This window comes from Bacillus sp. AFS031507 (assembly GCF_002584635.1).
GTDB lineage: Bacteria > Bacillota > Bacilli > Bacillales > Cytobacillaceae > Neobacillus.
Genome location: NZ_NUOW01000011.1, coordinates 45,528 through 70,914, shown reverse-complemented (window position 1 = coordinate 70,914; position 25,387 = coordinate 45,528). Strand labels below are relative to the sequence as shown.

Sequence of the window (25,387 nt, the reverse complement as noted above, 5' to 3'; positions counted from 1 at the left end):
CGAATGTTGTGGTGTTCTATATGATATGAAGATGAGAATGCCCGTACTTGCGGGAGAGGTTCATAGCTGATACCCTCTATAAAAAACTATGGATACATGACTTTAGGCCATGTCCATACTGGACGTGGCTTTTTTGTGGGATCCTTTTAGTTTGAGAAATAGAGCTGCTATGGGAAACTCTACTCTAGTGAAGTGTCGGGACAGATTACAAGGGGGTTTTTGTATGTCTGGCAGAAGCCATGAAGAAGGTTTAAAGGATTTAACTTTATTAGGTAATCAAGGGACTACCTATTCATTTGAATATGCTCCAGAGGTATTGGAGGCGGTCGATAATCTTCATCCGGATCGTGATTATTTCGTGAAATTTAATTGCCCGGAGTTCACTAGTTTATGTCCGTTGACGCGCCAGCCGGATTTTGCGACGATGTATATTTCGTATGTACCGGATCAAAAGATTGTTGAGAGTAAGTCATTGAAGTTATATCTTTTCAGTTTCAGGAATCATGGAGATTTCCATGAGGATTGTGTGAATATCATCATGAATGATTTAATTAAGCTGCTTGACCCAAGATACATTGAGGTTTGGGGGAAGTTTACTCCACGCGGCGGGATTTCAATTGACCCATGGTGTAACTATGGGAAGCCGGGAACTAAGTACGAGGAGATGGCAAATTTCCGTTTAATGAACCATGATCTTTATCCGGAGAAAGTGGATAATCGATAGAAAAATGAGGCCGGGATTCCGGCCTTATTTGTATTGTGGCTGCGATCTGATGTAGAGGAGACTTATGGAGTTTTAATACATCTTGGACAGTAACATTTTCTTATCCGCCAGTATAATTAAGTTATCCGCTAGTAAAAAGGCATATCCGCCAGTAAAAGTAACTTATCCGCCAGTAAGCGGTTTTTTTCATAAGTTTGTTAAAAAGCCACGGAACCCTTTCCGTGGCTTTTTGAGCTGGGTTACCATACGTAATCGTTATGGTCATCATCTTGATAGTCATAGTCTTCATCATCTGTTCGTCTGTTTTCAAGCCATTCATCGTCGATTATTCCGCTGAACATGATTTCATTTTGAACCTCTTCACTATTCCATTCGTTATCGATCATATTTCCACGAAGATTCGGGTCGTTTGTCATCTTTTTTTCACCTCCTTTACTATCATTGCCAATTTTCTCGTGACTATAATAGTACTGGTAGGGATTAAAAGTAAGAATGTGATATTGAGGGGCAGATTCGAATGGATTCTTTCCATTTTTACAGGAAAGACCGCTTAACAATTAATGAAAGCATGGTGTTAGCAGTGGAAATTGGTGGTTTTGATATAAGCAGGCAATTGTTTTCTAATGAATTTGGTATAAGTGCTTTTGAAGTATTGGAAAAGGAAACGGGACGGACGTTTATCCTAAGGCTGGCTGATTTCTCTAAAAAATCAATGGACTTTAAGAAAGCTCAATAGAATCGGTTAGAGGAAGAGTGATTTTATATGGGGCGGGTGAGGCCAAGGTCCTCGAATCAGGGGAGATTTTACACATCCAAATCAATTCAAAATACTATTTGGACATGGTGAGACATATTTTTAGATATAAAGCTTGGAACATAAGGAGATAACCATGGCTAAAAAATATGGACCTTCCAAAGGTATGATTATTGGTATCGTTTTGATTGTTAGTAGCTTAACAATTTTTCTAGCAATGAAGTTTGCTTTCTTTTCTCCTAGCAATCAGGCAAAGGAAATGGTCGACGAGTTTTATAGGTATGAAGCTGACGGTGATTTCGCGAATTCATGGAATCTATTTCATTCTGCTATGAAGGAAAAGTTCACTAAAGGAAACTACATCCAGGATCGTGCCCATGTGTTTATGAACCATTTTGGGGTGGAAACCTTCACCTATACAATCGGCAAGCCTGAAGAAGTGAAAAAGTGGAAGATATCTAAAACAGGACCTTTGCTGAAAAATGTATACAAGGTTCCTGTCACCCAAACCTATAAAGGGAAATATGGAAATTTTGATTTAAAGCAAGAGGTCTTTGTAGTAAAAGAAAAAGGTGAGTGGAGGATTATGTGGGATTATAATCAGTGATTTAGATCAAAGAGAGGTGATTCATGCTCTCTTTTTCAATGCTAAAGGGACATGCCTTAGGTATATTCGGTGAAATAGCTGGACAATCCTCGACAATATACTTAGGCAGTTGGAGGGAGATTCCTAGCCTTGACAAGGCTTAAGGTGAAACTAATCAAACGTTTAATTAGTATTCTCATAGCTGATTTTGTAGAAATTTCTTCGGTTGACAAGGTTAAAGATATGAATTATCCTAAAATTAATTAAGTATTCTGACACATCGTATTTAAAGCGCTTACAAAATACCTATTTTCAAACTTCCAAAAAGATTATCTAAACTCTATTCTTAATGGTATATACCACTGCAAAAACAAAAATTTACAAAAGAAGTAGAAATACTATATCCTTTATGTATGATATTGAATATCTGCATAAATGGGAGAAATTAGAGATGAGTAGAATGATAAGAGATGAAGAGGCAACTCCATTTTACAAACAATTAAGGAATAAAATTCTTGAGGAGATTGAGAGTGGGAAACTTAAGCACGGTGATAAACTTCCTTCGGAAAGGGAATTGGCCGAGCAGTTTCAAATTAGCCGTATGACCGCAAGACATACCCTGTCGATCCTGGAAAGGGAAGGTGTGGTAGAACGGCGTGTAGGAGCGGGTACCTTTATCAATCAAAGTAAAATTGAGATGGATTTTGTTACCTTTAACAGTTTTACCAAAAACATGTTGAGTAAAGGATTGATTCCGAGTACACAAATCCTGTCCATTCGTAAAATGGAAGCCCACGCTCATTTAGCGCAAAAATTAAAGCTTCCCTCGGGGGAAGTGATGACTGCTATTAAACGGCTTCGGCTTGTTAATGAGACACCGATCTCGATTGAAGAATCGTTCCTGCCAGAGAAGCTTTGTCCAAGGCTTGATGAAATTATTACGGAAAATGATTCGTTGTATGAAATTTTAGAAAGAGAGTACGGAATTGTCCTTGTCATGGCAAAAGAGTACATGCAGGTGACCGTGTCGGATGAAAGTGAGAGCAAGCTGTTAAAAATACGTTCTGAGAGTCCGTGCATCTTACAAGAATCCGTTGCTTTTGATAAAAATGAAAAGGAAATTGAATTCTCTAGTTCATTAACAAGAAGTGACATTGTCAAATTTTATTCGGAATTAAAGCTGAAATGAGGAAAATCATTTCAGCTTTAAAATAAACCAAATGGTATATACCATTTAGTAGTAATTGGAGGTTTTTTCATGAAGGTAATCGGCATTGGCGATAATGTGGTTGATAAATATGTTTATAAGAAAACGATGTATCCAGGTGGAAATGCTTTGAATTTCAGTGTCTATGCTAAGCAGTTAGGGATTGAAGCGGCCTATCTTGGAGTGTTCGGCAATGATCGGGCTGCAGAGCATATTATTACTACCTTAAAAAGCTTGGAAATTGATATTTCTCATTGCCGACAGCATGAGGGGGAGAATGGATTTGCCGCGGTTGATTTAGTGGACGGTGACCGAGTGTTTATTGGCGGGAATGGGGGTGGTGTTCAAAGCGACCATCCGGTTGTCCTCAGCGCAGAAGACTTGGCCTATATTAAAAGCTTCGATATTGCCCATAGCAGCATCTATAGTGATATGGATTCAGAGTTACAAAAGCTAAAAGATTCCGGAATCCTGGTATCCTATGATTTTTCAAGTGATTATACCGATGCGTTGCTCGAGAGAAATTGCCAGCATATTGATATCAGTTTGCTAAGTTGCGGGCAATTGGCCGACGAGGAAGTTAAGAATCTATTAAAACGTGTCCATTCCTTTGGGAGTCAATTAGTTTTGGGCACGATGGGTTCACGCGGCTCGATGATCTATGACGGCCAATCGTTTTACCGACAAGACCCGCATTTTGTGCAACCGGTTGATACGCTTGGAGCAGGAGATTCCTTTTTTACCGCGTTTATCTTACATTATCTTTCTGAAAAAAAGGCAAATCCTAATGTGCAGGATGCTGTCCTCCTGAAAAATAGTTTGGAAGAAGGGGCGAAATTTGCGGCACAAACATGTCTTGTTGATGGGGCTTTTGGTTATGGGATTCCCTTTTAATCTCCTAAAAGGGATTGAAATATAAACCATTGAATAAGGGCAGGGAGGTGTAAGGATTTTAACTGGTTAATCATTTAAAAAATAAGGGGGTTAATGAAATGAGAAGGAAAATAAACGTTTTATTAGCAGGACTGTTGGTGTTCGCGCTCGTCCTGACGGGATGTTCTAGTTCTTCTTCAACCAATGAGGACTCGGGAAAAGTCGTATTAAAATTTTTGCATAAGTGGCCGCAGCCAGAATACGCTCCTTATTTTGAAGAAGTAGTCAAAGCATTCGAAAAAGAAAATCCAGATATCAAAATTAAAATGGAAGCGATTGCAGATGAACCGATTAAAGACAAACTCCGTGTTATTTTAGGCGGTAACGAAGTTCCAGACATTATGTTTTCATGGTCAGGTGAATTTGCCAGAAAATTCGTTCGTGCTGATGCAGCCTTAGATTTGACTCCGTATTTAAATGAAGATATCGCTTGGAAGGACAGTTTTATTCCGGCATCCCTTCAACCTTTCACATCCAACGAAAAAAATTATGGTATTCCTCTTCGCTTCAATGGAAAGTTCTTTGTTTACAACAAGAAGATTTTTGATAAATATCAACTGCAGGCACCGACTACATGGGATGAATTTTTACAAGTGTTGGAAACCCTGAAAAAGGGCGGAGAAACACCGATCATTCTCGGAAACCAAAGCCCATGGGCAGCGATCCATTACTTAACAGGTCTAAACCAAAAGATGGTTGCACAGGATGTGAGAATGAAAGACTATAATCCTAAATCAGGAGAGTTCACCGATACTGGCTATGTGAAGGCGATGCAAATGTTAGTAGATTTGAATAAAAAGGGTTATTTTATGAAGAATGTTAATTCTAGTTCCCATGATATGGGACAACAATTATTTGCAGCTGGTAAGGGAGCGATCTTCTATGTGGAATTAGAAGAGTTCCAAACGGTCGAGAATAATATGAAAGGAAACTGGGGCTTCTTCCCAATGCCGTCCATTGCAGAGGGTAAGGGCAGTCAAAGTTTCATTACTGGTGCACCGGATGGATTTATCGTTTCTTCGAAAACCAAGCATCCGAAAGAAGCAATTAAATTCTTGAAGTTCTTAACAAGTAAAGAAAATGCCTTGAAGCTTGTGAAGCAAATTGGCTGGCCAAGTCCGATTGATGGGGCCACTAACCCGGATACGGCTCTGAAGGAAGTAGCTGAAGGTGTGGATTACATGAAGAAGGCGGAAGGTATGGCCGAATGGCTCGACACAGACGTCCATGCCAAGGTAGCAGATGTGTATTTATCCAATATCCAGCTGTTGCTTGACGGGTCAAAAACCCCAGAACAAATTATCAAAGAAGTTCAAGAAGTAGCTAAGCAAGTACAAAGTGAAGTGGAATAAGAAAAGCGAAAGCGCCACAGCTAGACAGTTTTCAAAGTTAAGACACGATACATTTAATTATTGAGAAAGGGTAGGCAGGGAACTGCTTACCCCCTCCTAGGAGGAGTTGGGGATGACAAAAACATTTCGAAGCAGTCGAACCGCTATACTATTTATTATGCCAGCGCTCCTTTTCATCCTGTTTTTTGTATTTTTACCGATCGTATTAAATCTTTATAACAGTTTGTTTCGGTGGAATTCCTTTGAGGCTGGAAGAGTATTTGTTGGCTTAGAGTATTATGGCAGACTTTTCAAGGATCCAATCTTTTTTACTGCATTGAAAAATAATTCTCTGTACGCGGTTATTTCGTTAGTTTTTCAGGTAGGTTTGGGCTTAATTATTGCCGCGGTTTTAGAAGATAAATTGATTAGAAGATTTCAGCCCTTTTTCCGGACCGTCTTTTTTATCCCTTCCGTTATTTCGATTGCTGTTGTTGGGTTGTTATGGCAGCTGCTTTATAATCCAGAAGTTGGTTTAGTGAACGGGGTGTTAAAAGCGATCGGTCAATCAGAATGGGCCTTATCTTGGCTGGGTGACAGTAAGACGGCGATTTATGCGGTTGTAGCTGTTTCGCAATGGCAGTATACCGGTTATATGACGATGCTTTTCTTGCTTGCCATGCAAAAAATTCCTTTTGAATATTATGAAGCGTCAATGATTGATGGCGCTTCTAAGATAAAGACGTTCATTTATATCACCTTGCCACAAATGAAGGAAATGATTCTTGTCGGTACGGTGATTACGGTTATCGGTGCCTTCAAGGTTTTTGATGAGGTGTATGTGATGACCAATGGGGGACCTGGTCGTTCAACCGAGGTTTTAGGCACGATGCTTTATCGGGCTGCATTCCGAAATGATGAAATGGGCTATGCATCCACGATTGGGACAATTATCTTTGTCATAACCTTAACCCTCTCCTTAATTCAACTGAAAATAGGCAAATCAGGACAGGAGGCGTAAGGGCGATGGAAAATAATCCGCCAGTAGTAAAAACAAATGAAATGAAAGAAATCGGGACAGGAAGTACAAAGCTTACCGTCAGGAAGGTCAAGGATCGAATTTTCCAATCTGCTGTTCTTGTGTGGTTTGGGATCTTTTCATTGGTGATCATCTATCCAATTATCTGGCTTGGCCTGAGTGGATTAAAATCAAATGCAGATTTCTTCTTGAATACCTGGTCGTTGCCAGAGGAATGGCTGTGGGGAAATTATCAGGCAGCATGGGATGCAGGGATTGGTCAATTTTTCCTAAACAGTGTGTTCATAACAGTCACTTCCGTCGTATCGGTGTTACTGCTTGGGTCGATGGCCGCCTTTGGGTTAAGTCGTTTTCAGTTTAAGGGGCAGAACATTTTTCTGCTGCTCATCCTAAGTGGTTTGATGCTGGCACCGCAGGTCAGCTTAATTCCACTGTACAAATTGCTGCAGGCGGTTGGACTTTACAACACCTACTGGGCGTTAATCCTTCCATATGTTGCGTTTCAATTGCCGTTTGCGATTTTCTTAATGCGGTCCTATTTTCTATCCATCTCTAAAGAGCTTGAGGAGTCAGCCATTATTGATGGGTGTAATATTTGGCAGGTGTATTGGCATATTATTGTTCCGATGGGTAAACCGATCATTGCCTCGTGTGCTTTATTAACAGGGATGAACGTGTGGAATGAATTTATGTTCGCGTTAGTATTTGTGGAAGATTCAGCACTGAGGACCATTCCAGTTGGGCTGATGAATTTGCGAAGCCAGTTGAATACAAACTTTGGGATTCAATTGGCAGGATTGGCCATTTCAGCGCTGCCGATGATTATTGCCTATATCGTTTTCCAAAAGCAATTTGTCCGCGGACTGTCTGCTGGCAGTGTGAAAGGATAATCTTCCTTCCCAGTCAGTCCTGTGTTGAATGGATGGATTTTTTGAAAAGTGATGGAACAGAATAGGAAGGTTGATTGGCCTTCCCTATTCGCTTTCAAATTACTTGGATTTTGTACGATTGGTTTGAATGGTATATACCAAATGATTATTTTGGTAGATATTAGGATGTTAACAAACATTCTACGTAGGAGGTATTGGATGGGAAAAATCAAACGGTCACAAATAACTGGGATGAATTTTCACTATCTGCACTATCCGCTGGACTATTTTTTAGATGCGATGGAGAAGTATGAGTTTGAAAAAATTGAACTGTGGGGTGCAGAACCGCACCTATATGTGGAGGATTTATCGTTAACTGCAATCCGCGCCATTAAGAAAGAGATTGCCCGGCGTGACCTCGAGGTCGTTTGCTTTACACCTGAACAGTGTATGTACCCTATTAATCTTGCTGCAAAGGAGTCAGCGATTCGTGAAAGAAGTGTGGCTTACTTTAAAAAGTCAATCGATGCCGCGCTTGAATTAGAAGCCCCGATGGTGTTAGTAACGGCCGGGTGGGGGTACCGCAATGAAAGCAGACGGGAAGCTTGGAGCCGGACCCAAGATTCATTAGAGCAGCTTACCGCCTATGCGGAGAAACAAGGAAGTGTTCTGGCCTTGGAGCCATTACAAAAAATCGAGTCCAATCTGATTAATACTTTGCCTGATCTAAAAGAAATGCTCGATTCCATCCATTCACCTGCTCTGAAGGGAATGGTCGATACCAATCCGCTTGCGGTTGAAGGAGAAGCGCTAGCCAGCTACTTTGAAGAATTACGCGAGGATTTTGTCCATATCCACTTTATTGATGGGGACCCGGGTGGACATTTAGCTTGGGGAGACGGCAGCCTGCCATTGGAAAAATACATGAAAACCTTAGGTGACCACAATTACAATCGCGCTCTTACGTTGGAGTTTACTTCTTCTCAATACTTGATAAATCCAAATCAGGCGGTTGAAAAATCGTTACGAAGTCTTGCACCCTTTCTAGTGTAAAAGTGGAGGGAATTGTTCCGAATTGGGTGACTAGTTCAGTGATAAAAGGAGTTTTATCCTATGTCTATTTGGAGGAGTTATCCCAGGAATTTAAAAGTTTTATTACTGGCGATGTTGGTCAATTCAACAGGGATGGCGTTTCTTTGGCCCTTGCATACCATTTACATGACCCAAGGGATGGGCAAAACGCTATCTGAAGCGGGATTTGTTTTAATGCTTCATTCCGGGGCTGAAATTGTTGGCAGTTTTCTTGGCGGCTATTTGTATGACCGCATCCGCGGGAAACGAACGCTTCTCCTAGCGGTTCTAACATCAGCGAGTCTTATTTTCATTATCTCAATTGGTCTATCATGGCCGATGTATATTCTTTCGATGGTTCTACTTGGATTAGGTATAGGTACAATCTTTCCTCCCATCTATGCTCTTGCAGGGGTGGTGTGGAAGGAAGGCGGCATAAAAAGCTTCAATCTTATTTACCTCGTTCTAAACTTTGGTGTCGCGGTAGGTACGTCTTTAGGGGGAATCGTGGCCCAGTTTTCGTTTCAATACGTCTTTTGGGTGAATGGGTTCACCTACCTCCTGTTTATTTTCATCGTTTGGTTTGCTCTTGATGAGAGGGAACCCGTTTATGAAGCAACTGTAAAAAAGGATACGCCCCTGACGCCAAAAAAAGAAGTGCGTCCTACGAAGCAAAGCATCCATTCGTTATTCATTCTTTGTTTAGGGTTTATGTTTTGTTGGGTTACGTATATCCAATGGCAAACGAGTATTTCTAATTATATGCACCAGTTAGGTTTTCCGTTGTCAGCGTATAGTGCTTTGTGGACCATCAACGGTTTACTGATCTTGTTTGGGCAGCCTTTGATCCAGTGGTTCATGGCCCGACTGAAGCGTCCGGTCAAGTGGCAGCTTTTATTCGGTGTGATCTTCTTTATGTTAACCTTCGCCCTCCTGTCACACAGCCAGTCGTATGGCGGGTTTGTAACGGGGATGGTGATTATGACAATCGGAGAAATTCTTATTTTTCCGGCCGTGCCAGCGATTGCGGATCGACTGGCACCCCTCAATAGAAGAGGTATGTATCAAGGTTTAGTGAGTGGTGCAGCTAATGTGGGCAGAACCATCGGCCCTTTTCTGGGCGGGCTGCTATACGATGGGTTTGGGTCCTTGGTGTTGCTGTATTCTTGTATTTTTATCTGTGGTTTTGCCTTGATTTGTTTTGGTACATATCAAAGGCTCCAATATACGCAAAAAGAAATTTCAACCGTAAAAGTCCATAAATAAAGGAGGATGACAAATGTTAGCTGACGTACAAAAGGCTTTGGATGTTTTTAAAGAACGGGCGATTGATCGTGTCTATTTCGTAGGTTGCGGGGGCTCTTCTTCCCTCATGTATGCAAGTAAATACGTATTAGACCGTGAAAGTGAAACCATTGATTCTGATCTTTATAGTTCCAATGAGTTTGTGCATCGTAACCCGCGGAAACTCAATGAGAAATCGTTGGTGATTTCGTGCTCGCACTTTGGAAAAACACCAGAGACGGTCGAGGCAGCCCGCTTCGCACGGGAAAAAGGTGCGATTACGGTTTCATTAACCTTTGATGCGGAATCACCGCTTGCCCAAGTATCTGAATATGTCATTGTTTATGAAGATGGAAAAGAAGCGAAGTTTGTGAACGAGGCGCAGGCTGTGATGTTGGAGCTTGTTTTCGGCCTTCTGGCTATTAAAGAAGGAAATGAAAAGTTTGCTGAGGTCGTTGCCTCCTTAGAGAACTTAGACCAGATACTTGTAAAAGAGAAAGCAAAGTTTTTAGCCTCGGCCAAGGAATTTGCTAGGTCCTATAAGGATGAAAAGGTGATTTACACAATGGCGAGCGGCGCCAATTATGGGATTGCCTACTGGTTTGCGATTTGCCTGCTGATGGAAATGCAGTGGATTCATTCCCACGCCCTCCATGCCGGGGAGTATTTCCATGGGCCATTTGAAGTATTGGATAAAGACGTTTCAGTGATTCAGCTGTTAGGTTTAGACGAGACTCGTCCATTAGAAGAACGTTCATTGGAATTCACCCGACAATATGGCGAGAGACTAGTTGTTCTCGATGCGAAGGAATTTGACCTAACAGGAGTGGCCGAAAGTGTCAAAGGCTATATCGCACCACTCGTCCTGCAAACCGTCCTGCGCCAATACGCCGAAGAACTAGCCGAAGCCCGCAACCACCCACTAACCACCAGAAGATACATGTGGAAGGTGCCTTACTAATACCATTGTTGGAGTCATTGTTGGTGCGATTCATTGTTGGTGTCAGGCACCAAAGAAAGACACTTTAGCTATTTGTCCGCTGTGGGTGGACAGTTGGGGGATGGTCCTAATTGTTCGTGACACGAGGACAAATGTCCATGAATGGTGTCAGGCACCAAATGTTTCTATAAATTTGTAGTTCCCAAAAATTCTAATTTTAATTTGGAGGTAATGTTTGATGTTGAAATTTGATGTTGATTTATATTTACAGTTAGTTGGGCAAGAGGCGCTTGCGAAGAGAGAAGAGATTGAACGTGTGGTGGATGGTATTTCGGCTAAAGGTTTTAAGAATATTTTTCTGATCGGTTCCGGTGGGACGATTGCGATGATGTATCCATATGAGTATATTTTAAAGTCAAATTCATCGCTGGAGGTTCATGCTGAGATTGCGGCTGAACTCCTTGTGATGAATAATCGCCACCTGACAAAGGATTCGGTTTGTATCTTTGCTTCTGTTACTGGAACGACAAAAGAAACCGTGGCTGCTGCCGAGTTCTGTAAGAGCAAGGGGGCAACAACGATTGGTTTAGTGGCTGAACTTGGCAATCCATTGGCTGAAGCCGTTGATTATTGCATCTCAACTGGTCATGAAAAGCATTCCTTTGACACGTTCTTTATTCATTTGCAATTGCTTACTTTCCGTTTTATTCATAACAATGATGAATTTCCGCAATATGATCAGTTTGCCAAAGAAATTGCCCTTTTACCACAAGGTATCGTTCATGCACTTGAGGATTTCGATGCCCGTGCTGAGCAATTCGCTATTAAGCACAAAAATACAGATTACCATATGCTGGTTGGGGCGGGGAACCTTTGGGGGAATACGTATTCCTACGCCATGTGTATCTTAGAGGAAATGCAATGGATTAAGTCCAAATCCATCCATGCTGCTGAATTCTTCCACGGAACGCTGGAACTGGTTGAGGAAGACACAAGTGTCATTCTATTTAAAGGCGAAGATGAAACTCGCCCATTGGTGGAGCGTGTGGAAAGATTTGCAGAAAATATCACAAAGGAATTGTTCATCTTAGATACAAAGGATTATCCATTAGAAGGGATTAGTGACGAATTCAGAAAGCACTTTGCCGTATGCCTTAACTGGGCACTGACAGGCAGAATCAGCGTTTACCTTGAAAGGGAAAGAAATCATCCATTAGAGATTCGCAGATATTACCGTAAAATGGCGTATTAGGAGGTGGGATGTTTGTTCAACTTTGATGTGGAAAGATATATAGCAATCCAAAATGGAGCACTGTCTCTTAAGTATGAATTTGATCAGGCGATTGATTCGGTGATGGAAAGAGGTTTGAAAAATGTATTCTTTGTCGGTACTGGCGGAGCGGCTATCCTCATGTACCCGGCTGAATATATTTTAAAAACTCATTCCACTTTACCCGTGTTTACGGAAATCGCTCCGGAATTAATAGTGATGGACCATCAACATCTAGATGAAGATTCATTAGTTATTTTGCCTTCTTTGTCTGGAACCACCAAAGAAACCGTCGAGGCGGCGGCGTTCTGTAAGGAAAAGGGTGCGACAACGATTAGCTTAGTGGGTCATGCTGCTACACCGTTAGCGAATTTAACCGATTATACCTTTGTCAATTATGCGGCAGATGATACCTCCTGTGAATCGTTTTATATCCAGTCCTATTTACTAGCGTTCCGCTTGATGTATAAGCGAAATGAATTCCCGCAATATCAACAATTTGTCGAGGAAATGATGCATTTACCAAGTGCACTTCTAAAAGTAAAGGAAGTAGTTGAACCTAGGGCTGCCGAGTTTGCCCGAAAACATAAGGAGACCCCATACCATATCCTTACGGGGACAGGTATCGATTGGGGTCAAACCTATTATTATGGCATGTGTATTTTAGAAGAAATGCAATGGATTAAAACACGGCCGGTACATGCGTCCGATTTCTTCCACGGTACATTGGAATTAGTGGAGGAAGATACGAGTGTTATTCTACTAAAAGGGGAGGATAAATCCCGTCCGCTCACAGAGAGAGTCGAACGCTTTGCTGAGCATTACACGAAGGAATTAACGGTTTTTGATACAAAGGATTATGAATTAGCTGTCATTTCGGAAGGGTTAAGGAGTTTTGTCTCTCCGATTGTCTGCGCGGCTTTACTTGAGAGAGTCAGCTGTCATTTAGAACAACAAAGGGACCACCCGCTAACAACCAGGAGATACTATAAAAAAGTGCCATTTTGATAGAATAATTGTTTTGTAATGCGGCCTTCACTTTGAGGGCTGCTTTTTTCTATTTAAATCATTATAAATTCTGTGTTAATGTTAGTATATAATTAACACTCGTTATACATTGGGATGCACGGCTATCTCTGAAAATGATCTATTGAAGGTAATTAAATGGTTAAATCCTAAAAGTAAACCGATTATCAAAATCGAGGGTTGATCATTTTGGAACTTCCCTTTTATAAAGGCTATGAATTTAAATTTTTAACAAGGGTGTTAACCAACTAATTGGTTTTCGCCTTTTTTAACATAAATAACTTCCATTATAACCCGGTTTGCCTTGATTGGTGCACCGTAAGTAGACTCCTTGTCCCTGATGCAAAAAGAATACCGATTAGATCGAATCCGATATCAAACATTCTTCCATCACGAGTGAAATATAATTGGAGGATTTCAGTTAGCAAAGCAAAGGCAATTGCTAGAATTAGAATGAATGCTTTTGAATGGAATTTAGTTTGCAGTAAAAATGTTAGAATGAGAAAGGCAAAGGCATGACCACATTTTTGAAGCAGGAAGCCGCGGCTGAGCTCGGGCGGTAAGGGGAATAGCAACTCAGAAAAGTTTGGATGACCGACCCACTCAAAGCGGACTTTGCCAGATGCCATTAATTCAGAAAAATCGGCGGTACAGGTCAAAATCAAGATTGCTGCTGCCCATAATAAAATATATATTCCGCGCATGGTGGACCTCCCTTTTTATATCATTGTGGTCTCGTTTCTTCGGTAATATACCGGAACGAGGGGGCGGAATTAACTATCTGGCAAAGGAAAAGACCTCTTCTAAAAATAAAAAAGGTCTTTCGTTTGGGGAAATCATCCAAGTATGTCATTGAAAATGGGGGAGACAATCTGGGAAGATGCTGGAGTTGCTGCTTCTCTAGCCATTAATTATCCGGAATGGATCATTTTTTCATAGAGATTTAGAATGGATTGCCCGTATGTTGTACCAGGAACAGCCCATTTTCCGTTTAAAGCGGTCCATGTTGGAGCAGATCCTCTGTCGACTAGATGAAAGCGGGGATCAACCAATGGATATTGATCTGGAAGTGGCTTCGCTGTCGCATACGCATACAAGTGTTGAAGTTGTGCAAGTACACCTTCTTCTTGATTTTCAAAGCTTGCTCCGCGAGTGTCTCCTCCAGTTGCTCCTATCCCTGAGTAGTTGTTTTGTTCAGGGTTGACGACTCCGGTAAACCGAAAATAGTCTGTTTCGTGGATGGCTTGTGCAAAGGCGACATCGCCTCTAATGCCGTAATATTTTCCTAATGTTTGGTAAAATTGACCTAATTCCGGCGCGTTAGGATTGACCTTTTTCACAAATTGATTCATCTGTTCCGGAGTTAGGAAGGTCGGACCGAAAATGGTAAATTGACCGGGGTCGGCGATGATGGGGAGTTCTTTTGTACTGTTGGCTGGAGCTGGATCTGGTTTCGTGTTCGTGCCGCCTTTCAGATTCGTTTCTTTGCTGGTGGTTGTGGCTGGTCTTGCTGTTGCTGTTGTTGGTTTTTGAGTAGCTGATTTAGTAGTCGTTGCACTGGCTTTTTCAATAATTATGAATGCATCCTTATATCCTGCTTTTTCGATTTCTTTGAGACGTTTTTCTGCATTTGCGTTGGTCGTATAGGTTGCTACTTTCACTCGGTACCAGGTTGCTCCAGATATTTTAGTGGTAACAATTGAAGAATTAATGTTTTTCTTTTTCAGTTCAGCTATCCTGTCTTGTGCATTTTCTTTGGATTTATATGATCCGACATAGACTGTGTAAACAGTTGTTGAACTAGATTGAGTTGATTTCGGTGTAGTTGTTGTTTTCGGTGTTTCCATCGTTGCTTTGCGTTTCAGACCAAAGGCCTTTGCAATTCCGTTGACATGGCCTTGAGCTACTTTTTGCTGCCAGGATGAATCTTTCATCAATTGGGCGTCATGTTTATTACTGATAAAGCCGTTTTCCGTTAGGAGTGCTGGCATATTTGTTTCTCTTATTACATGGAAATTGGCCTTTTTATGCCCGCGGTCTTTTAGCTGATTCACTTTCATAACTTCGGCATGAATGATATCTTGGACTGTGGCTGCTCTACTTGAGTTAGAGGCGCCGTTGTAAATAAAATCCTCATATCCTTGGGCTGAACTGTCAGCAGAATTGATGTGAATAGCCAGGAAAAAGTCTGCGTCCCAGGCGTTGGCTTCGCTTGAGCGCTGTGCTAAGCTTTTGGTGGTATCGCTTGTACGACTCATCTTAACTTGAACATTTTCATAATCCTTTAGGATGGTATTTCGTATTTTAAGCGCAATAGCTAGGGTAATATCTTTTTCATCCAGACCATTCCCTTGGGCTCCGGGATCATCACCGCCATGACCAGGGTCTAAATATAGCTTCATACTTACTCCTCCATTTCATTTAAAATACGTTTCATATATATGTTATGGCAAATCCAATCCAATGGCTTCAATCTGAGCAGTTAAAGAAGAAAAACCCTACAAAAGACCCCCTATCTATTTGTCATTAGGGGGACTTTTGTGGGGTAATATCATTCGAGAGGGTTGTCCTCCCTTGGCGGACAAGTGTGCGCGGTTGGTGCCTGACACCATAAATGTAACACCATAATTGTGATACCATAAATGCCACATTAAATGCCTGCTTATTCCGCAACAAGGAAAGCATCGTTGATTCCGGCTTTTTTAACTTCAGCTAAGCGGTCTTCGGCATTTTCTCGATTGGAAAAGGCTCCAGCTTGAACTCGGTACCATGTTTCGCCCGCTATTTTTGTCGTATCTACGAATGATTCGATTCCTTTTGCCTTGAGTTGGTCTACTCGCTCGTCCGCATTTTCTTTTGATTTAAATGAACCGGCAATTACTTTGAAAAGCGTTCCGGAATCTGGTTTCGGCTGATTGATTGGTTTCCGTTTTAGGCCAAAGGCTTTGGCAATTCCGTTGGCGTGACCTTGAGCTACTTTTTGGATCCAAGAAGACTGTTTCATTAATGCGGCGTCGTGATCGTTACTGATAAATCCATTTTCCGATAGCAGTGCTGGCATGTTTGATTCACGTAACACATGGAAGTTAGCCTTTTTCTGGCCGCGATCTTTCAGTTGATTCACTTTCATGACTTCGGCATGGATGATATCTTGATATTGGGCTGTCTTAGAAGTGTCAGATAAGCCGCTGTATATAAAGTCTTCATAGCCCAAAGCGGTACTAGGTCCGGAATTGATATGAATGGCTAAGAAAAAATCTGCGCCCCATGCATTGGCCTCACTCGATCGCTGACTTAAGCTTTTTGTGGTGTCGCTGCTCCTGCTCATTTTCACGTCAATGTTTTCATAATCATTTTGTAAAATGGACCGTAGTTTGAGCGCGATAGCTAACGTCATATCTTTTTCATCTAATCCATGACCTTGGGCACCTGGGTCTTGTCCACCATGACCTGGATCTAAATAAAGCTTCATTACATCCTCTCCATTTCTAAAAATTGATTATATATACATGCTATGTCAGTATCGACAATAGGTTCGGGTGCTTGTCACAGTAATTAATGCAGGATGTCACCAACGGTTGATTCTCTTAGTTACCGAAAATGTAATTGTACCAGCCTTTCGGTAAGAAAGAGAGGTCTTAAGTGACCGAAACCGCCACCTCCTATTACACTCTATATAGAAAAAAGTCAGGAAAAAGGACACGGTCAGAGAAAATAAATATGGGATGATTTATTTAAATAAAGTTGATTAATGCTATACTTGGGGAACGGATTTGGTTTCTGAAAGGAGTTAATCATCTTATGAAGTATTTGAAATCACAAATGCAGCAGCTAATTAAGGATAATAAAGAATTGCATACACGTTTAAAAGAGTTGAAAGTAGAACACGGGCTTGAGAAAAATACTGCCCTAAAGGCATTGTACCATTCAGAAGTGGCAGACGGCGGAAAGTATCAACTGGCGTACCAAGCACTTGATCTTCCTAAAAAATAGGAAACATAAAAAGAGTGTCAGGCACCAAATTGGTGCCTGACACTCTTTTTTGGATGGGAATAAATTACTGAAGATAAATTTGGATAGTTCTCCGAATCCAGCTCCAGCGCCTAGGGGCTCGGGGTCATAAGTCAAGCCGTCCTGAAGGTTAAAAAGCAACCTTCACGCCGGCTCGTCTTATGCCTGTCGCCCCTGAACCAGGCGCTTCCGCTTTTTATTGTTTAATGCTGTAAAAATGCTAATTGGATGAAGAAAAGGACTGCGAACACGTATAGCAATGGATGGATTTCACGCCACTTCCCTTTAACTAACTTTAAAAGCGGGTAGCTGATGAAACCAAGTGCGATCCCTGTTGCGATGCTTGATGTGAGCGGCATGCTCAAGACGGTCAAAAAAGCAGGGAAGGCTTCATCTAACTCGTCCCAGCGGATTTTTGCTATGCTTCCCATCATTAGACTGCCGACAATGATTAATGCCGGTGCGGTAATCGCAGAAATCCCGGAAACCGTACTAACCAGTGGACCAAAGAAAGCGGACAGGATGAACAAGATCGCAACCGTTAGGGAAGTTAGACCAGTTCGTCCTCCTGCTGCTACCCCTGACGACGATTCAATATAGGCTGTTGTTGGGCTCGTCCCAAACATTGCCCCGACTGCCGTACCAATTGAATCGGCAAGTAAGGCTTCGCGGGCCCTCGGCAGCTTGCCGCCTTTCATTAAACCGGCTTGGTTGGCGACACCAATCATCGTACCCGTCGTGTCGAAAATGGTCACTAGAATGAAAGAGAAGACAACAGCATAAAGGCTATGCTGAATTACGTCAGTCAGTGCTGTCACTGGATTAGCAATAATTAGTCCCTCTGGCAGAGTGGGCAGCGACATAAAACCTTTACTGAATTCCAGCTGGCCCGTAAAGAAAGCGATGAGCCCGGTAATCACCATTCCAAAAAATATCGCCCCGTTGACTCGAAGCGCCATTAATACAAGTGTGATCGCCAGTCCTGCTAGCGCTAAAAGGGCGGAAGCTGAATGAAGGTCGCCGAGACCGACAAGGTTTGTTGGATGTGCTGTAATGATTTTTGTAAGACGCAGACCGATAAAGGCAATGAACAAACCAATTCCTGCAGTAATCCCGTGTTTAAGGTTTTCCGGGATGGCGTCAATTAATTTTTCCCTAAGGGGAGTTAACGATAAGATGACAAAGATAACACCAGCAATAAAAACAGCAGCAAAGGCAGTTTGGTAGGTTATCCCCTGATGGCCGCCGACAACAGAATAGGCGAAGTAGGCGTTAAGTCCCATGCCTGGGGCAATGGCGATTGGATAGTTTGCGAAAAGCGCCATCCATAGTGTGGCGACGACTGCGGCTATGATGGTTGCGGTGAACACTTGCCCAAACGGAACCCCTGCATCGGCAAGAATGACTGGATTTACCACGACAATATAGACCATCGTAAAAAAGGTGGTGATCCCTGCAAGCAGTTCTGTTTTTGTATTGGTATGATTTTCTTTTAATTTAAACATAGTTGTTCCTCCAAAATACGAACGTTTTAATAAGACCTAAACTATATTATTCGCTTTTAGATGAAAATTCAAGAGTTTCCTCTTAATTTGTTTCATTTTTGTAACAGATATGATGGTGCCTGACACCAAAATGCACTTCAGAGGACTAAAAAAGAGAACCATCCCGTGCCTTATATGCAAAGCGAACGGGTGGTTCTCTAATAAAAAAATTTGGTAAGCTCAAATAAATGTCTTTTCCAAGCAAGGGTTGGGAGTGGAACCCATGATTTTACTTTTGTGAACGAACTTTTCTCTGTACATCTCCTGGTCGGCCAGTTCGAGGATTTTTTCAAGCGTTATTTCGGTTCCAGGTTTATAGTGATAAAAACCGTAACAAGCAGAAATTGAATAAGGATTTTGATTGGTAACATTAATAACCTCGAACCCACACTTAATGTTTTTCACCAGCTGCCGGACGTCCTTCATCTGCTTTTGGAAGAAGACAATGATAAATTCATCCCCGCCTAGGCGGAATAAGACATCCACATTCGTAATATGATGGTTAATCGTGTCACAGCAAGTCTTAATTAAGTCATCACCTGTTGAGTGGCCGAAAAGATCATTGGTTATTTTCAAATCGTTAATATCAATATAGCAGATAATGAATTCTTGAGATTCTGCCTCGCCGCTCATATGCTTGCTAAGCAATTCCATCCCACTTCTTCGATTTAACACTCCGGTAAGCATGTCATATGAAGCGTGTTTAAAGAGTTCTTCCTCATTTTTTTTCAGGTCGGTGATGTCAGTGATTCCGATCAGGATACAAGCTTCGTCCAAGTAATCGATCAATTCTAAACTCAATATGACCCATTTCCGGATATCTGGAGTGATTTGTTGCTCCACACAAAAGTTTTTTATACTTTTTTGCTCTTTCAGCCGCTTCAGAATGTCGAGTTTTTCTCCGATGTTTTGAAACAAGAATTTTCCGTCTATTTGAGTCATATCGTTACCCTGGAGCTGGTAGTATTCAATGGCGTGTTTATTCATCAGCAAAATTTCATCATTCTCTAGCTTTTTAAGGATGATCGGGTTCGGATTCAGGTTGAAAAGACGTCTGAAATTTTCCTCATTCCTTTTTAGTTTCATTTTGTTTGAAAAATCATTTTTACGAAATGAATAGAATGATAGGGCAATCATGAAAGAAATGATGACGGTACCGGTTGAATTAATCAACTTTGATAAAAATGAGAAGTGCTCATGTTCGATAAGATATAAACCTGTAATGAAAAATATATGTATACTCAAAAACAGGATCAATACGTTTCTAGGCTGTACAGGGAAGAAGACGGCAACTCCTAATAAAATAATGATATAGGAGTATATATTTCCAATAAATAATTGACTATTAATAGAAGAGGCTGCCCCGATTAATAAATAGAAAAGGATATAACTAGTAACAACGAACCCCTTCGAAATATTTTTATAAAAATGATAAATGAATAGAAACATAAGGGAGATGATAAGACCAATGATGTGAATGGCAGAAAGATTGAATTTAAATGTAGGGCTGCTCAGATTATTAAACAGGAAAAAATCAACGATGAAAAAACAAGGATAAGTAGAGATTAACATATAAGAAACGAGCTTAATTCGCTCAAATAATACATCGTAGTTACTGTGAATAAACTCTTGATTCGGAGAAGAATTCTTATTCTTTCTATTAAAAAGATTGATTGAAAAGGACCACAAATAGTTCACCCCTTTTTTTACCATTACCTCGAGTATTTTAGCATAGATTGGAAGGTCTGTCATAAAAAAGCGGTGTCAGGCACTAACAAAATATGCCTATAAAATATTGGTGTCAGGCACCACTTAAAACATGAAAAAAAGCCAATTGCTTGTATGTGGACGATACAGCAATTGGGCTTTTAAGGATGTGATTTATTGGTTTAGTTTTATTTCTTCTGTTCGTTTTTCGCCGTAGATGCCCTTTGACTCGATAAATCTCTGGATTCTTTTCAGGGCTTCTTGCAGCTGTGGCATGGAGGCTGCGTAGGAGCAGCGAATATAACCTTCTCCACTTTCTCCAAACACATTGCCGGGCACGACTGCGACTTTCTCCTTCATCAGTAGTTCTTCGGCGAATTGTTCGGAACTGAGGCCAGTTGCTTTGATCGAAGGAAAGACATAAAAGGCTCCCCCAGGTGTGTGACAGTCCAAGCCGATTTTATTCAAGGTATGCACGACATAGTTCCGTCTCATTCGATAGCTTCGTTTCATCGCTTCTACTTCATGAAAAGTATTCCTTAGTGCTTCAATAGCACCGTATTGGAGCATGGTCGGAGCACACATCGTCGTATATTGAAAAATTTTCAACATGACCTCCACAAATTCCTTAGGGGCAGCGAGCATGCCTAATCTCCAGCCGGTCATCGCAAAGCCTTTTGAAAATCCGTTGATTAAAATCGTCCGCTCGTACATGCCTTCAATCGTTGCGAAGCTTGTATACGTTTCTTCATAGGTTAATTCCGCATAGATCTCGTCGGAAATAACAATTAAATCATGTTTTTCAACAATTGCGGCAATTTCCTTCAGTTCTTCTTTGTTTAGGGTACTGCCCGTTGGATTGTTGGGCGAGCAAAACAAAATGGCTTTCGTTTTTTCTGTAATTGCCCCTTCTAGCTGCTCGGCTGTTAATTTAAAACCATTCGCAGGCGAGGTAGAAATGGCGATTGGTGTCCCGCCGGCAATCGAAACCAAAGGAGCATAAGAAACAAACGCTGGTTCAACAATCAGTACTTCATCACCCTGGTTTAAAATCGCACGAAAGGCAAGATCAATTGCCTGGCTAGCACCAACGGTTACGATGATTTGGTTTGTTGGATCATAATTGACTGCAAATCTTGTTCCGAGATAATTAGAGATCTCCTGCCGCAATTCTAGTAAGCCTGGATTCGCGGTATAGGCGGTATTACCTTGTTCCAGCGATAAAATGGCGGCCTCTCTAATGTTCCAAGGCGTAATGAAGTCTGGTTCGCCAACGCCTAAAGAAATCACGTCTTTCATACCGGCAGCTAAATCGAAGAATTTCCTGATCCCAGATGGCTGTAATTCTCTAGCAGTTTCAGATATATAGTGGGAGTAATCTTTTCTCATGGTGTAATCACCATTCTCCTGTCTTTCTCATCGCCGCCGCCAAAAATCACCCCATCATGTTTGTATTTCTTTAACATGAAATGGGTTGTGGTTGAAATGACATTATCAATCGTTGATAGTTTTTCCGATACAAAGGACGCGATTTGATTCATGGTTTGACCTTCAATGGTGATCGATAAATCGTAGGCACCACTCATGAGGTAAAGAGATGTTACCTCTGGAAAACGATAAATTCTTTCGGCGACCTCATCGAATCCAACTCCGCGCTTCGGTGTTACTTTAACATCGATCATCGCAATGATATTTTCCTGCCCCTCGACTTTGCTCCAATCGATTAAGGCCGGGTAACTGACAATTACTTTTTCTTCTTCTAATTTTTTTATGGTGTTTCTTACGGTTTCTTCGCTGCTCATCACCATTAAGGCAATTGTTTCTTCTGAGATTTTGTGATTTTCTTCGATCAGTTTTAATATTTCGAGTTCTTCATTACTTAATTTCATCGGGTGCCTCCAAATTTATATTTCATATTATTGATTTTATAGGAGGAAGCTTTTTAACTCAAATGAAAGTGAAGTGATTATTCATTTTTTTTGACAATTAGCCTGAGCAAATGATCCTTTGGTGAAGGTAACTAGTTATATAGGACTATCTAATAACTGGTATATATTTGCTCGATTTTTCTTAAGAATCTGCTTTAAAAATTATACCGCTTTCCACTTTAACTTGGTGAAATTTGTGGAAGAGTCAGTAATGCTAGGTATTTGCATTAAGAAGATTCAGCTAAAATTCGGGTTCCTTTTTGTTAATTTTATGTAAAATTTTGTAGATTCTAGAAATATATAGAATTATGACAAATTTGAATATAAAATAATGGTAGTAAAATATTTACTAATGGAAAGTGAGGGAGAGTCAGGAGCTGTAAGAGTTTTACAGCTTAGTAGTCTGCTCGTGATTTTCAAAGATTAGTAATCTAAATTTGGAGGGAATTTATCTGTGAATAAATTAGTAAACAGGTCGAAAAAGTGGATTAGCTTAGCATTAACTGCTATTTTGCTGTTAGCGATTGTGTTACCGTCTGGTGTAAGCGCGGCTGCAGAGCCTGTATCATTGGCGAAGTGGGATTTCAGTAAGGGTAATCTAGTAGCTACCTCAGGAACAGCTGCGAACTTGGACAAAACATTGTCTGTAAACGGGTTGAATAAAGCTGTAGCAAGCATCTTAAACACAAAATATAAGCCAGCAATTGATGCGAAAAAAGCTAAAGCTACTGTAGTTGGTACAGCAGCAGTTGATTTAGTAGGTGGAAATCCTGCACGTACTGGGGAAACAAACCTAGGTAACTTCGTTGCTGACGGTATGCTTGCAAAAGCAAAAACAATCAACCCTAACACTGTTATTGCTTTTCAAAATGGCGGCGGAGTTCGGAAAACTCTTCGTGCAGGAAACATTACATTAGCTGATGTATTTAAAGTATTACCATTCGGAAACACATTAGGAATCATGGACTTAAAAGGTGAAGAAATCAAAGCAGCTCTTGAGTACAGTGTGAAGGATGCACCAGCTGCATTTAGCGGGTTCTTGCAAGTTTCAGGCTTGAAATTCTCTTACGACCCTACTAAACCATTTGGTGGAAAAGTTCAAACCATTGAAGTAAAAGGTAAAGATGGTACATACACAGCACTAGACCTTACTAACAACTATTCTGTTGCTACAAACATCATTACTGCTAAAGGCAGCAACGGCGACACAGTGTTTGCTAAAGCTTACGCAGAAGGCCGTGTAAGTGTGCCAGGCTTTGTGGATTGGGAAATGTTCAGAGACTATATTGAAGCGCAGCCAAACAAAACGGTTAATGCTCAAGTTGAAGGACGGATCACAATCGCAAAACCAAAATTCACTTTGAATTTAATGCACACAAATGACACCCATGCAAACCTTGATAATGTGGCGAAAAAAATGACCGCGATTAAGTCGGTCCGTGCCACAAAACCTGCAGCATTATTACTTGATGCTGGAGACGTGTTCTCTGGAACATTGTATTTTAATGAGTATAAAGGATTAGCAGATTTAGAGTTTATGGAACTAGCAGGTTATGATGCAATGACATTTGGTAACCATGAGTTCGATATGGGTACCAAAGTATTATCGAACTTTGTAAAAGAAGCAGATTTCCCGTTTGTAAGTTCAAACGTAAACTTTACAAATGATGCAAATTTACAATCCCGTTTCCATAACGATGTAACAACTGATAGACCATTGGGCGGCGAAATTTACAACGGCATAATCAAAGTTGTAAATGGTGAAAAAATCGGTATTTTTGGTTTAACAACAGCTGAGACTCCAACTATTTCTAGTCCAGGAGCAGGTGTTACTTTCGAAGATTATATCCAAGAGGCACAAAAATCTGTTTATGCCCTAAAAGCACAAGGCGTTAACAAAATTATTGCTTTAACACACATTGGTTTTGATGACTCACCAGTATGGGACAATGACAAAGTATTAGCTGGGGCAGTTGAAGGAATCGACGTCATTGTTGGAGGTCACTCTCATACTAAGCTTGATGCTCCTTTCTTTGATACATCAGGCGTTGAGCCAACAGCTATCGTTTCAGCCAACGAATACAACAAGTACCTCGGAACATTGGATGTAACATTTGATGCGGCAGGTAAAGTAATCGTTCCTGAAACAACTGGCAAACTTCTTGACATTGCTACGTTCGCGGAAGATGCAACTATAGCAAACATCTTAAATACAAAATATAAGCCAGCAATTGATGCGAAGAAAGCTACTATCGTTGGTACAGCTGCTGTTACATTAGAGGGTGGGAATCCTCTTGCACGTACAATAGAAACTAACCTTGGTAACTTTGTTGCTGACGGTATGCTTGCAAAAGCAAAAACAATCAATCCTAACACGTTGATTGCCCTACAAAATGGTGGCGGAGTTCGGACAACTCTTCCTGCTGGAAACATTACATTAGCAGATGTATTTAAAGTATTACCATTCGGTAACGCTTTAGGAATCATGGACTTAAAAGGTGATGAAATTAAAGCTGCCCTTGAGTACAGTGTGAAGGATGCTCCAGTTGCATTTGGTGGATTCTTACAAGTTTCAGGGTTGAAATTCACTTATGACAGCACGAAACCAGTCGGCCAAAAAGTTCAAACAATTGAAGTAAAAAGTCAAGATGGAAGCTATACTGCTCTAGACCTTACTAAAAACTATTTTGTTGCAACCAACATTTTTACTGCTAAAGGTGGAGACGGATTCTCAATGTTTGCTAAAGCTTATGGAGAGGGACGTGTAAGTGAGCCTGGCTTTGTGGATTGGGAAATGTTTAGGGACTTTATTGAAGCACAGCCAAATAAAATGGTTACTGCAAAAGTTGAAGGACGTATTGTAAACGTAGCTCCACAAGTAGTTCCAGCAGCAACATTCAGCGGAACAGAAGCCAGCCCGAAGATATACACTGGCAATGTTATTGTTGATGTAACAGGTGTTACAAAACTTGAATACGCAACAGTAAAAGGCAACCTTATCTTAAGAGGTGGCACTAATGTTGAGTTATCAACTGTAACAGTTGAAGGCGACACAATCTTTGAAGATAATTAATTAGTAAATTCCTCCAGTGCAACTGCTGGAGGAATTTACAACTATTAAAAAAGATCCAAATAATCATCGAACCCATTTAGGAGGTGCAAG

23 protein-coding genes and 1 riboswitch are annotated in these 25,387 nt (G+C 41.0%); of the genes, 15 read left to right on the top strand and 8 right to left on the bottom strand.

All coding sequences use genetic code 11. The annotated features are described in order from the left end of the window. Positions 1 to 49 precede the first annotated feature (49 nt). Positions 50 to 96, top strand: a riboswitch (PreQ1 riboswitch). A 127-nt stretch (positions 97 to 223) separates the two neighbouring features. Further along, the gene (gene queF, locus COE25_RS10810) at positions 224 to 724 is read left to right on the top strand and encodes a preQ(1) synthase (RefSeq protein WP_088089713.1); all 501 of its coding nucleotides are present in this window, start codon (positions 224 to 226) and stop codon (positions 722 to 724) included. A 239-nt stretch (positions 725 to 963) separates the two neighbouring features. Here queF and COE25_RS30715 read toward each other — a convergent pair whose 3' ends face one another. Next, a complete protein-coding gene (locus COE25_RS30715; protein WP_180247483.1) occupies positions 964 to 1,140 on the bottom strand; it encodes a hypothetical protein in 177 nt (58 codons plus the stop codon). A 101-nt stretch (positions 1,141 to 1,241) separates the two neighbouring features. Between COE25_RS30715 and COE25_RS10805 the strand changes: the two genes are divergently transcribed. From COE25_RS10805 to COE25_RS10750, 12 genes are all read left to right on the top strand, one after another. Further along, entirely contained in the window at positions 1,242 to 1,460 is a 219-nt protein-coding gene (locus COE25_RS10805; protein ID WP_098932654.1) for a hypothetical protein, read from the top strand. Between the two features lie 154 nt (positions 1,461 to 1,614). Next, positions 1,615 to 2,085, top strand: coding sequence for a hypothetical protein (locus COE25_RS10800; protein WP_098932653.1), 471 nt, complete (start codon positions 1,615 to 1,617; stop codon positions 2,083 to 2,085). A 430-nt stretch (positions 2,086 to 2,515) separates the two neighbouring features. Beyond that, positions 2,516 to 3,253, top strand: coding sequence for a GntR family transcriptional regulator (locus COE25_RS10795; RefSeq protein ID WP_098932652.1), 738 nt, complete (start codon positions 2,516 to 2,518; stop codon positions 3,251 to 3,253). A gap of 36 nt (positions 3,254 to 3,289) precedes the next feature. Further along, the gene (locus tag COE25_RS10790; protein WP_306572524.1) at positions 3,290 to 4,165 is read left to right on the top strand and encodes a fructoselysine 6-kinase; all 876 of its coding nucleotides are present in this window, start codon (positions 3,290 to 3,292) and stop codon (positions 4,163 to 4,165) included. A gap of 98 nt (positions 4,166 to 4,263) precedes the next feature. Beyond that, complete coding sequence (locus tag COE25_RS10785; protein ID WP_098932650.1) at positions 4,264 to 5,556, top strand: ABC transporter substrate-binding protein; 1,293 nt, start codon at positions 4,264 to 4,266, stop codon at positions 5,554 to 5,556. A 112-nt stretch (positions 5,557 to 5,668) separates the two neighbouring features. Then, positions 5,669 to 6,556, top strand: coding sequence for a carbohydrate ABC transporter permease (locus COE25_RS10780; protein WP_098932649.1), 888 nt, complete (start codon positions 5,669 to 5,671; stop codon positions 6,554 to 6,556). Between the two features lie 5 nt (positions 6,557 to 6,561). Beyond that, the gene (locus COE25_RS10775) at positions 6,562 to 7,464 is read left to right on the top strand and encodes a carbohydrate ABC transporter permease (RefSeq protein ID WP_251033365.1); all 903 of its coding nucleotides are present in this window, start codon (positions 6,562 to 6,564) and stop codon (positions 7,462 to 7,464) included. A 198-nt stretch (positions 7,465 to 7,662) separates the two neighbouring features. After that, entirely contained in the window at positions 7,663 to 8,496 is an 834-nt protein-coding gene (locus tag COE25_RS10770; RefSeq protein WP_180247482.1) for a TIM barrel protein, read from the top strand. Positions 8,497 to 8,556: 60 nt separating this feature from the next. Beyond that, entirely contained in the window at positions 8,557 to 9,780 is a 1,224-nt protein-coding gene (locus COE25_RS10765) for an MDR family MFS transporter (protein WP_098932647.1), read from the top strand. Positions 9,781 to 9,793: 13 nt separating this feature from the next. Then, positions 9,794 to 10,759 carry an SIS domain-containing protein gene (locus tag COE25_RS10760; RefSeq protein WP_098932646.1) on the top strand — a complete coding sequence of 322 codons (966 nt, stop codon included), beginning with the start codon at positions 9,794 to 9,796 and terminating at the stop codon, positions 10,757 to 10,759. 217 nt (positions 10,760 to 10,976) lie between these two features. After that, complete coding sequence (locus tag COE25_RS10755; protein WP_098932645.1) at positions 10,977 to 11,990, top strand: SIS domain-containing protein; 1,014 nt, start codon at positions 10,977 to 10,979, stop codon at positions 11,988 to 11,990. 12 nt (positions 11,991 to 12,002) lie between these two features. Further along, positions 12,003 to 13,016 (top strand): SIS domain-containing protein, encoded by a 1,014-nt coding sequence (locus COE25_RS10750; RefSeq protein ID WP_098932644.1) that lies wholly within the window; start codon positions 12,003 to 12,005, stop codon positions 13,014 to 13,016. 305 nt (positions 13,017 to 13,321) lie between these two features. Here the strand turns inward: COE25_RS10750 and COE25_RS10745 are convergent, their stop codons facing one another. The 3 genes from COE25_RS10745 to COE25_RS10735 all read right to left on the bottom strand — a co-directional run bounded on the left by COE25_RS10745 (position 13,322) and on the right by COE25_RS10735 (position 16,506). After that, on the bottom strand, positions 13,322 to 13,738 hold the full coding sequence (locus tag COE25_RS10745) for a VanZ family protein (RefSeq protein WP_098932643.1): 417 nt from the start codon (positions 13,736 to 13,738) through the stop codon (positions 13,322 to 13,324). 207 nt (positions 13,739 to 13,945) lie between these two features. Then, positions 13,946 to 15,436 carry an N-acetylmuramoyl-L-alanine amidase gene (locus COE25_RS10740; RefSeq protein WP_098932642.1) on the bottom strand — a complete coding sequence of 497 codons (1,491 nt, stop codon included), beginning with the start codon at positions 15,434 to 15,436 and terminating at the stop codon, positions 13,946 to 13,948. A 260-nt stretch (positions 15,437 to 15,696) separates the two neighbouring features. Continuing rightward, entirely contained in the window at positions 15,697 to 16,506 is an 810-nt protein-coding gene (locus tag COE25_RS10735) for an N-acetylmuramoyl-L-alanine amidase (RefSeq protein WP_098932641.1), read from the bottom strand. A gap of 329 nt (positions 16,507 to 16,835) precedes the next feature. Between COE25_RS10735 and COE25_RS10730 the strand changes: the two genes are divergently transcribed. Beyond that, positions 16,836 to 17,027 carry a hypothetical protein gene (locus tag COE25_RS10730; protein ID WP_088089707.1) on the top strand — a complete coding sequence of 64 codons (192 nt, stop codon included), beginning with the start codon at positions 16,836 to 16,838 and terminating at the stop codon, positions 17,025 to 17,027. A gap of 221 nt (positions 17,028 to 17,248) precedes the next feature. Here COE25_RS10730 and COE25_RS10725 read toward each other — a convergent pair whose 3' ends face one another. From COE25_RS10725 to COE25_RS10710, 4 genes are all read right to left on the bottom strand, one after another. After that, entirely contained in the window at positions 17,249 to 18,550 is a 1,302-nt protein-coding gene (locus tag COE25_RS10725; protein ID WP_098932640.1) for an NCS2 family permease, read from the bottom strand. 219 nt (positions 18,551 to 18,769) lie between these two features. Next, positions 18,770 to 20,278, bottom strand: coding sequence for a sensor domain-containing diguanylate cyclase (locus tag COE25_RS10720; protein WP_180247481.1), 1,509 nt, complete (start codon positions 20,276 to 20,278; stop codon positions 18,770 to 18,772). A gap of 192 nt (positions 20,279 to 20,470) precedes the next feature. Next, on the bottom strand, positions 20,471 to 21,685 hold the full coding sequence (locus tag COE25_RS10715) for an aminotransferase (protein WP_098932638.1): 1,215 nt from the start codon (positions 21,683 to 21,685) through the stop codon (positions 20,471 to 20,473). After that, entirely contained in the window at positions 21,682 to 22,185 is a 504-nt protein-coding gene (locus COE25_RS10710) for an Lrp/AsnC family transcriptional regulator (RefSeq protein ID WP_088089703.1), read from the bottom strand. Before COE25_RS10710 ends, COE25_RS10715 begins: the two co-directional genes overlap by 4 nt. 493 nt (positions 22,186 to 22,678) lie before the next feature. On the opposite strand from COE25_RS10710, the gene COE25_RS10705 reads away from it, so the two are divergent. Next, positions 22,679 to 25,297: a 5'-nucleotidase C-terminal domain-containing protein gene (locus COE25_RS10705; protein ID WP_257208768.1), complete on the top strand. Its 2,619-nt coding sequence runs from the start codon at positions 22,679 to 22,681 to the stop codon at positions 25,295 to 25,297. The last annotated feature ends 90 nt before the right edge of the window (positions 25,298 to 25,387 follow it).

What these genes read in the sequence shown, in the direction of transcription:
- queF (WP_088089713.1), top strand. Translation starts at nt 224, where the DNA reads ATGTCTGGCAGAAGCCATGAAGAAGGTTTAAAGGATTTAACTTTATTA.
- COE25_RS30715 (WP_180247483.1), bottom strand. Translation starts at nt 1,140, where the DNA reads ATGACAAACGACCCGAATCTTCGTGGAAATATGATCGATAACGAATGG.
- COE25_RS10805 (WP_098932654.1), top strand. Translation starts at nt 1,242, where the DNA reads ATGGATTCTTTCCATTTTTACAGGAAAGACCGCTTAACAATTAATGAA.
- COE25_RS10800 (WP_098932653.1), top strand. Translation starts at nt 1,615, where the DNA reads ATGGCTAAAAAATATGGACCTTCCAAAGGTATGATTATTGGTATCGTT.
- COE25_RS10795 (WP_098932652.1), top strand. Translation starts at nt 2,516, where the DNA reads ATGAGTAGAATGATAAGAGATGAAGAGGCAACTCCATTTTACAAACAA.
- COE25_RS10785 (WP_098932650.1), top strand. Translation starts at nt 4,264, where the DNA reads ATGAGAAGGAAAATAAACGTTTTATTAGCAGGACTGTTGGTGTTCGCG.
- COE25_RS10780 (WP_098932649.1), top strand. Translation starts at nt 5,669, where the DNA reads ATGACAAAAACATTTCGAAGCAGTCGAACCGCTATACTATTTATTATG.
- COE25_RS10775 (WP_251033365.1), top strand. Translation starts at nt 6,562, where the DNA reads ATGGAAAATAATCCGCCAGTAGTAAAAACAAATGAAATGAAAGAAATC.
- COE25_RS10770 (WP_180247482.1), top strand. Translation starts at nt 7,663, where the DNA reads ATGGGAAAAATCAAACGGTCACAAATAACTGGGATGAATTTTCACTAT.
- COE25_RS10765 (WP_098932647.1), top strand. Translation starts at nt 8,557, where the DNA reads ATGTCTATTTGGAGGAGTTATCCCAGGAATTTAAAAGTTTTATTACTG.
- COE25_RS10760 (WP_098932646.1), top strand. Translation starts at nt 9,794, where the DNA reads ATGTTAGCTGACGTACAAAAGGCTTTGGATGTTTTTAAAGAACGGGCG.
- COE25_RS10755 (WP_098932645.1), top strand. Translation starts at nt 10,977, where the DNA reads ATGTTGAAATTTGATGTTGATTTATATTTACAGTTAGTTGGGCAAGAG.
- COE25_RS10745 (WP_098932643.1), bottom strand. Translation starts at nt 13,738, where the DNA reads ATGCGCGGAATATATATTTTATTATGGGCAGCAGCAATCTTGATTTTG.
- COE25_RS10740 (WP_098932642.1), bottom strand. Translation starts at nt 15,436, where the DNA reads ATGAAGCTATATTTAGACCCTGGTCATGGCGGTGATGATCCCGGAGCC.
- COE25_RS10735 (WP_098932641.1), bottom strand. Translation starts at nt 16,506, where the DNA reads ATGAAGCTTTATTTAGATCCAGGTCATGGTGGACAAGACCCAGGTGCC.
- COE25_RS10730 (WP_088089707.1), top strand. Translation starts at nt 16,836, where the DNA reads ATGAAGTATTTGAAATCACAAATGCAGCAGCTAATTAAGGATAATAAA.
- COE25_RS10725 (WP_098932640.1), bottom strand. Translation starts at nt 18,550, where the DNA reads ATGTTTAAATTAAAAGAAAATCATACCAATACAAAAACAGAACTGCTT.
- COE25_RS10715 (WP_098932638.1), bottom strand. Translation starts at nt 21,685, where the DNA reads ATGAGAAAAGATTACTCCCACTATATATCTGAAACTGCTAGAGAATTA.
- COE25_RS10710 (WP_088089703.1), bottom strand. Translation starts at nt 22,185, where the DNA reads ATGAAATTAAGTAATGAAGAACTCGAAATATTAAAACTGATCGAAGAA.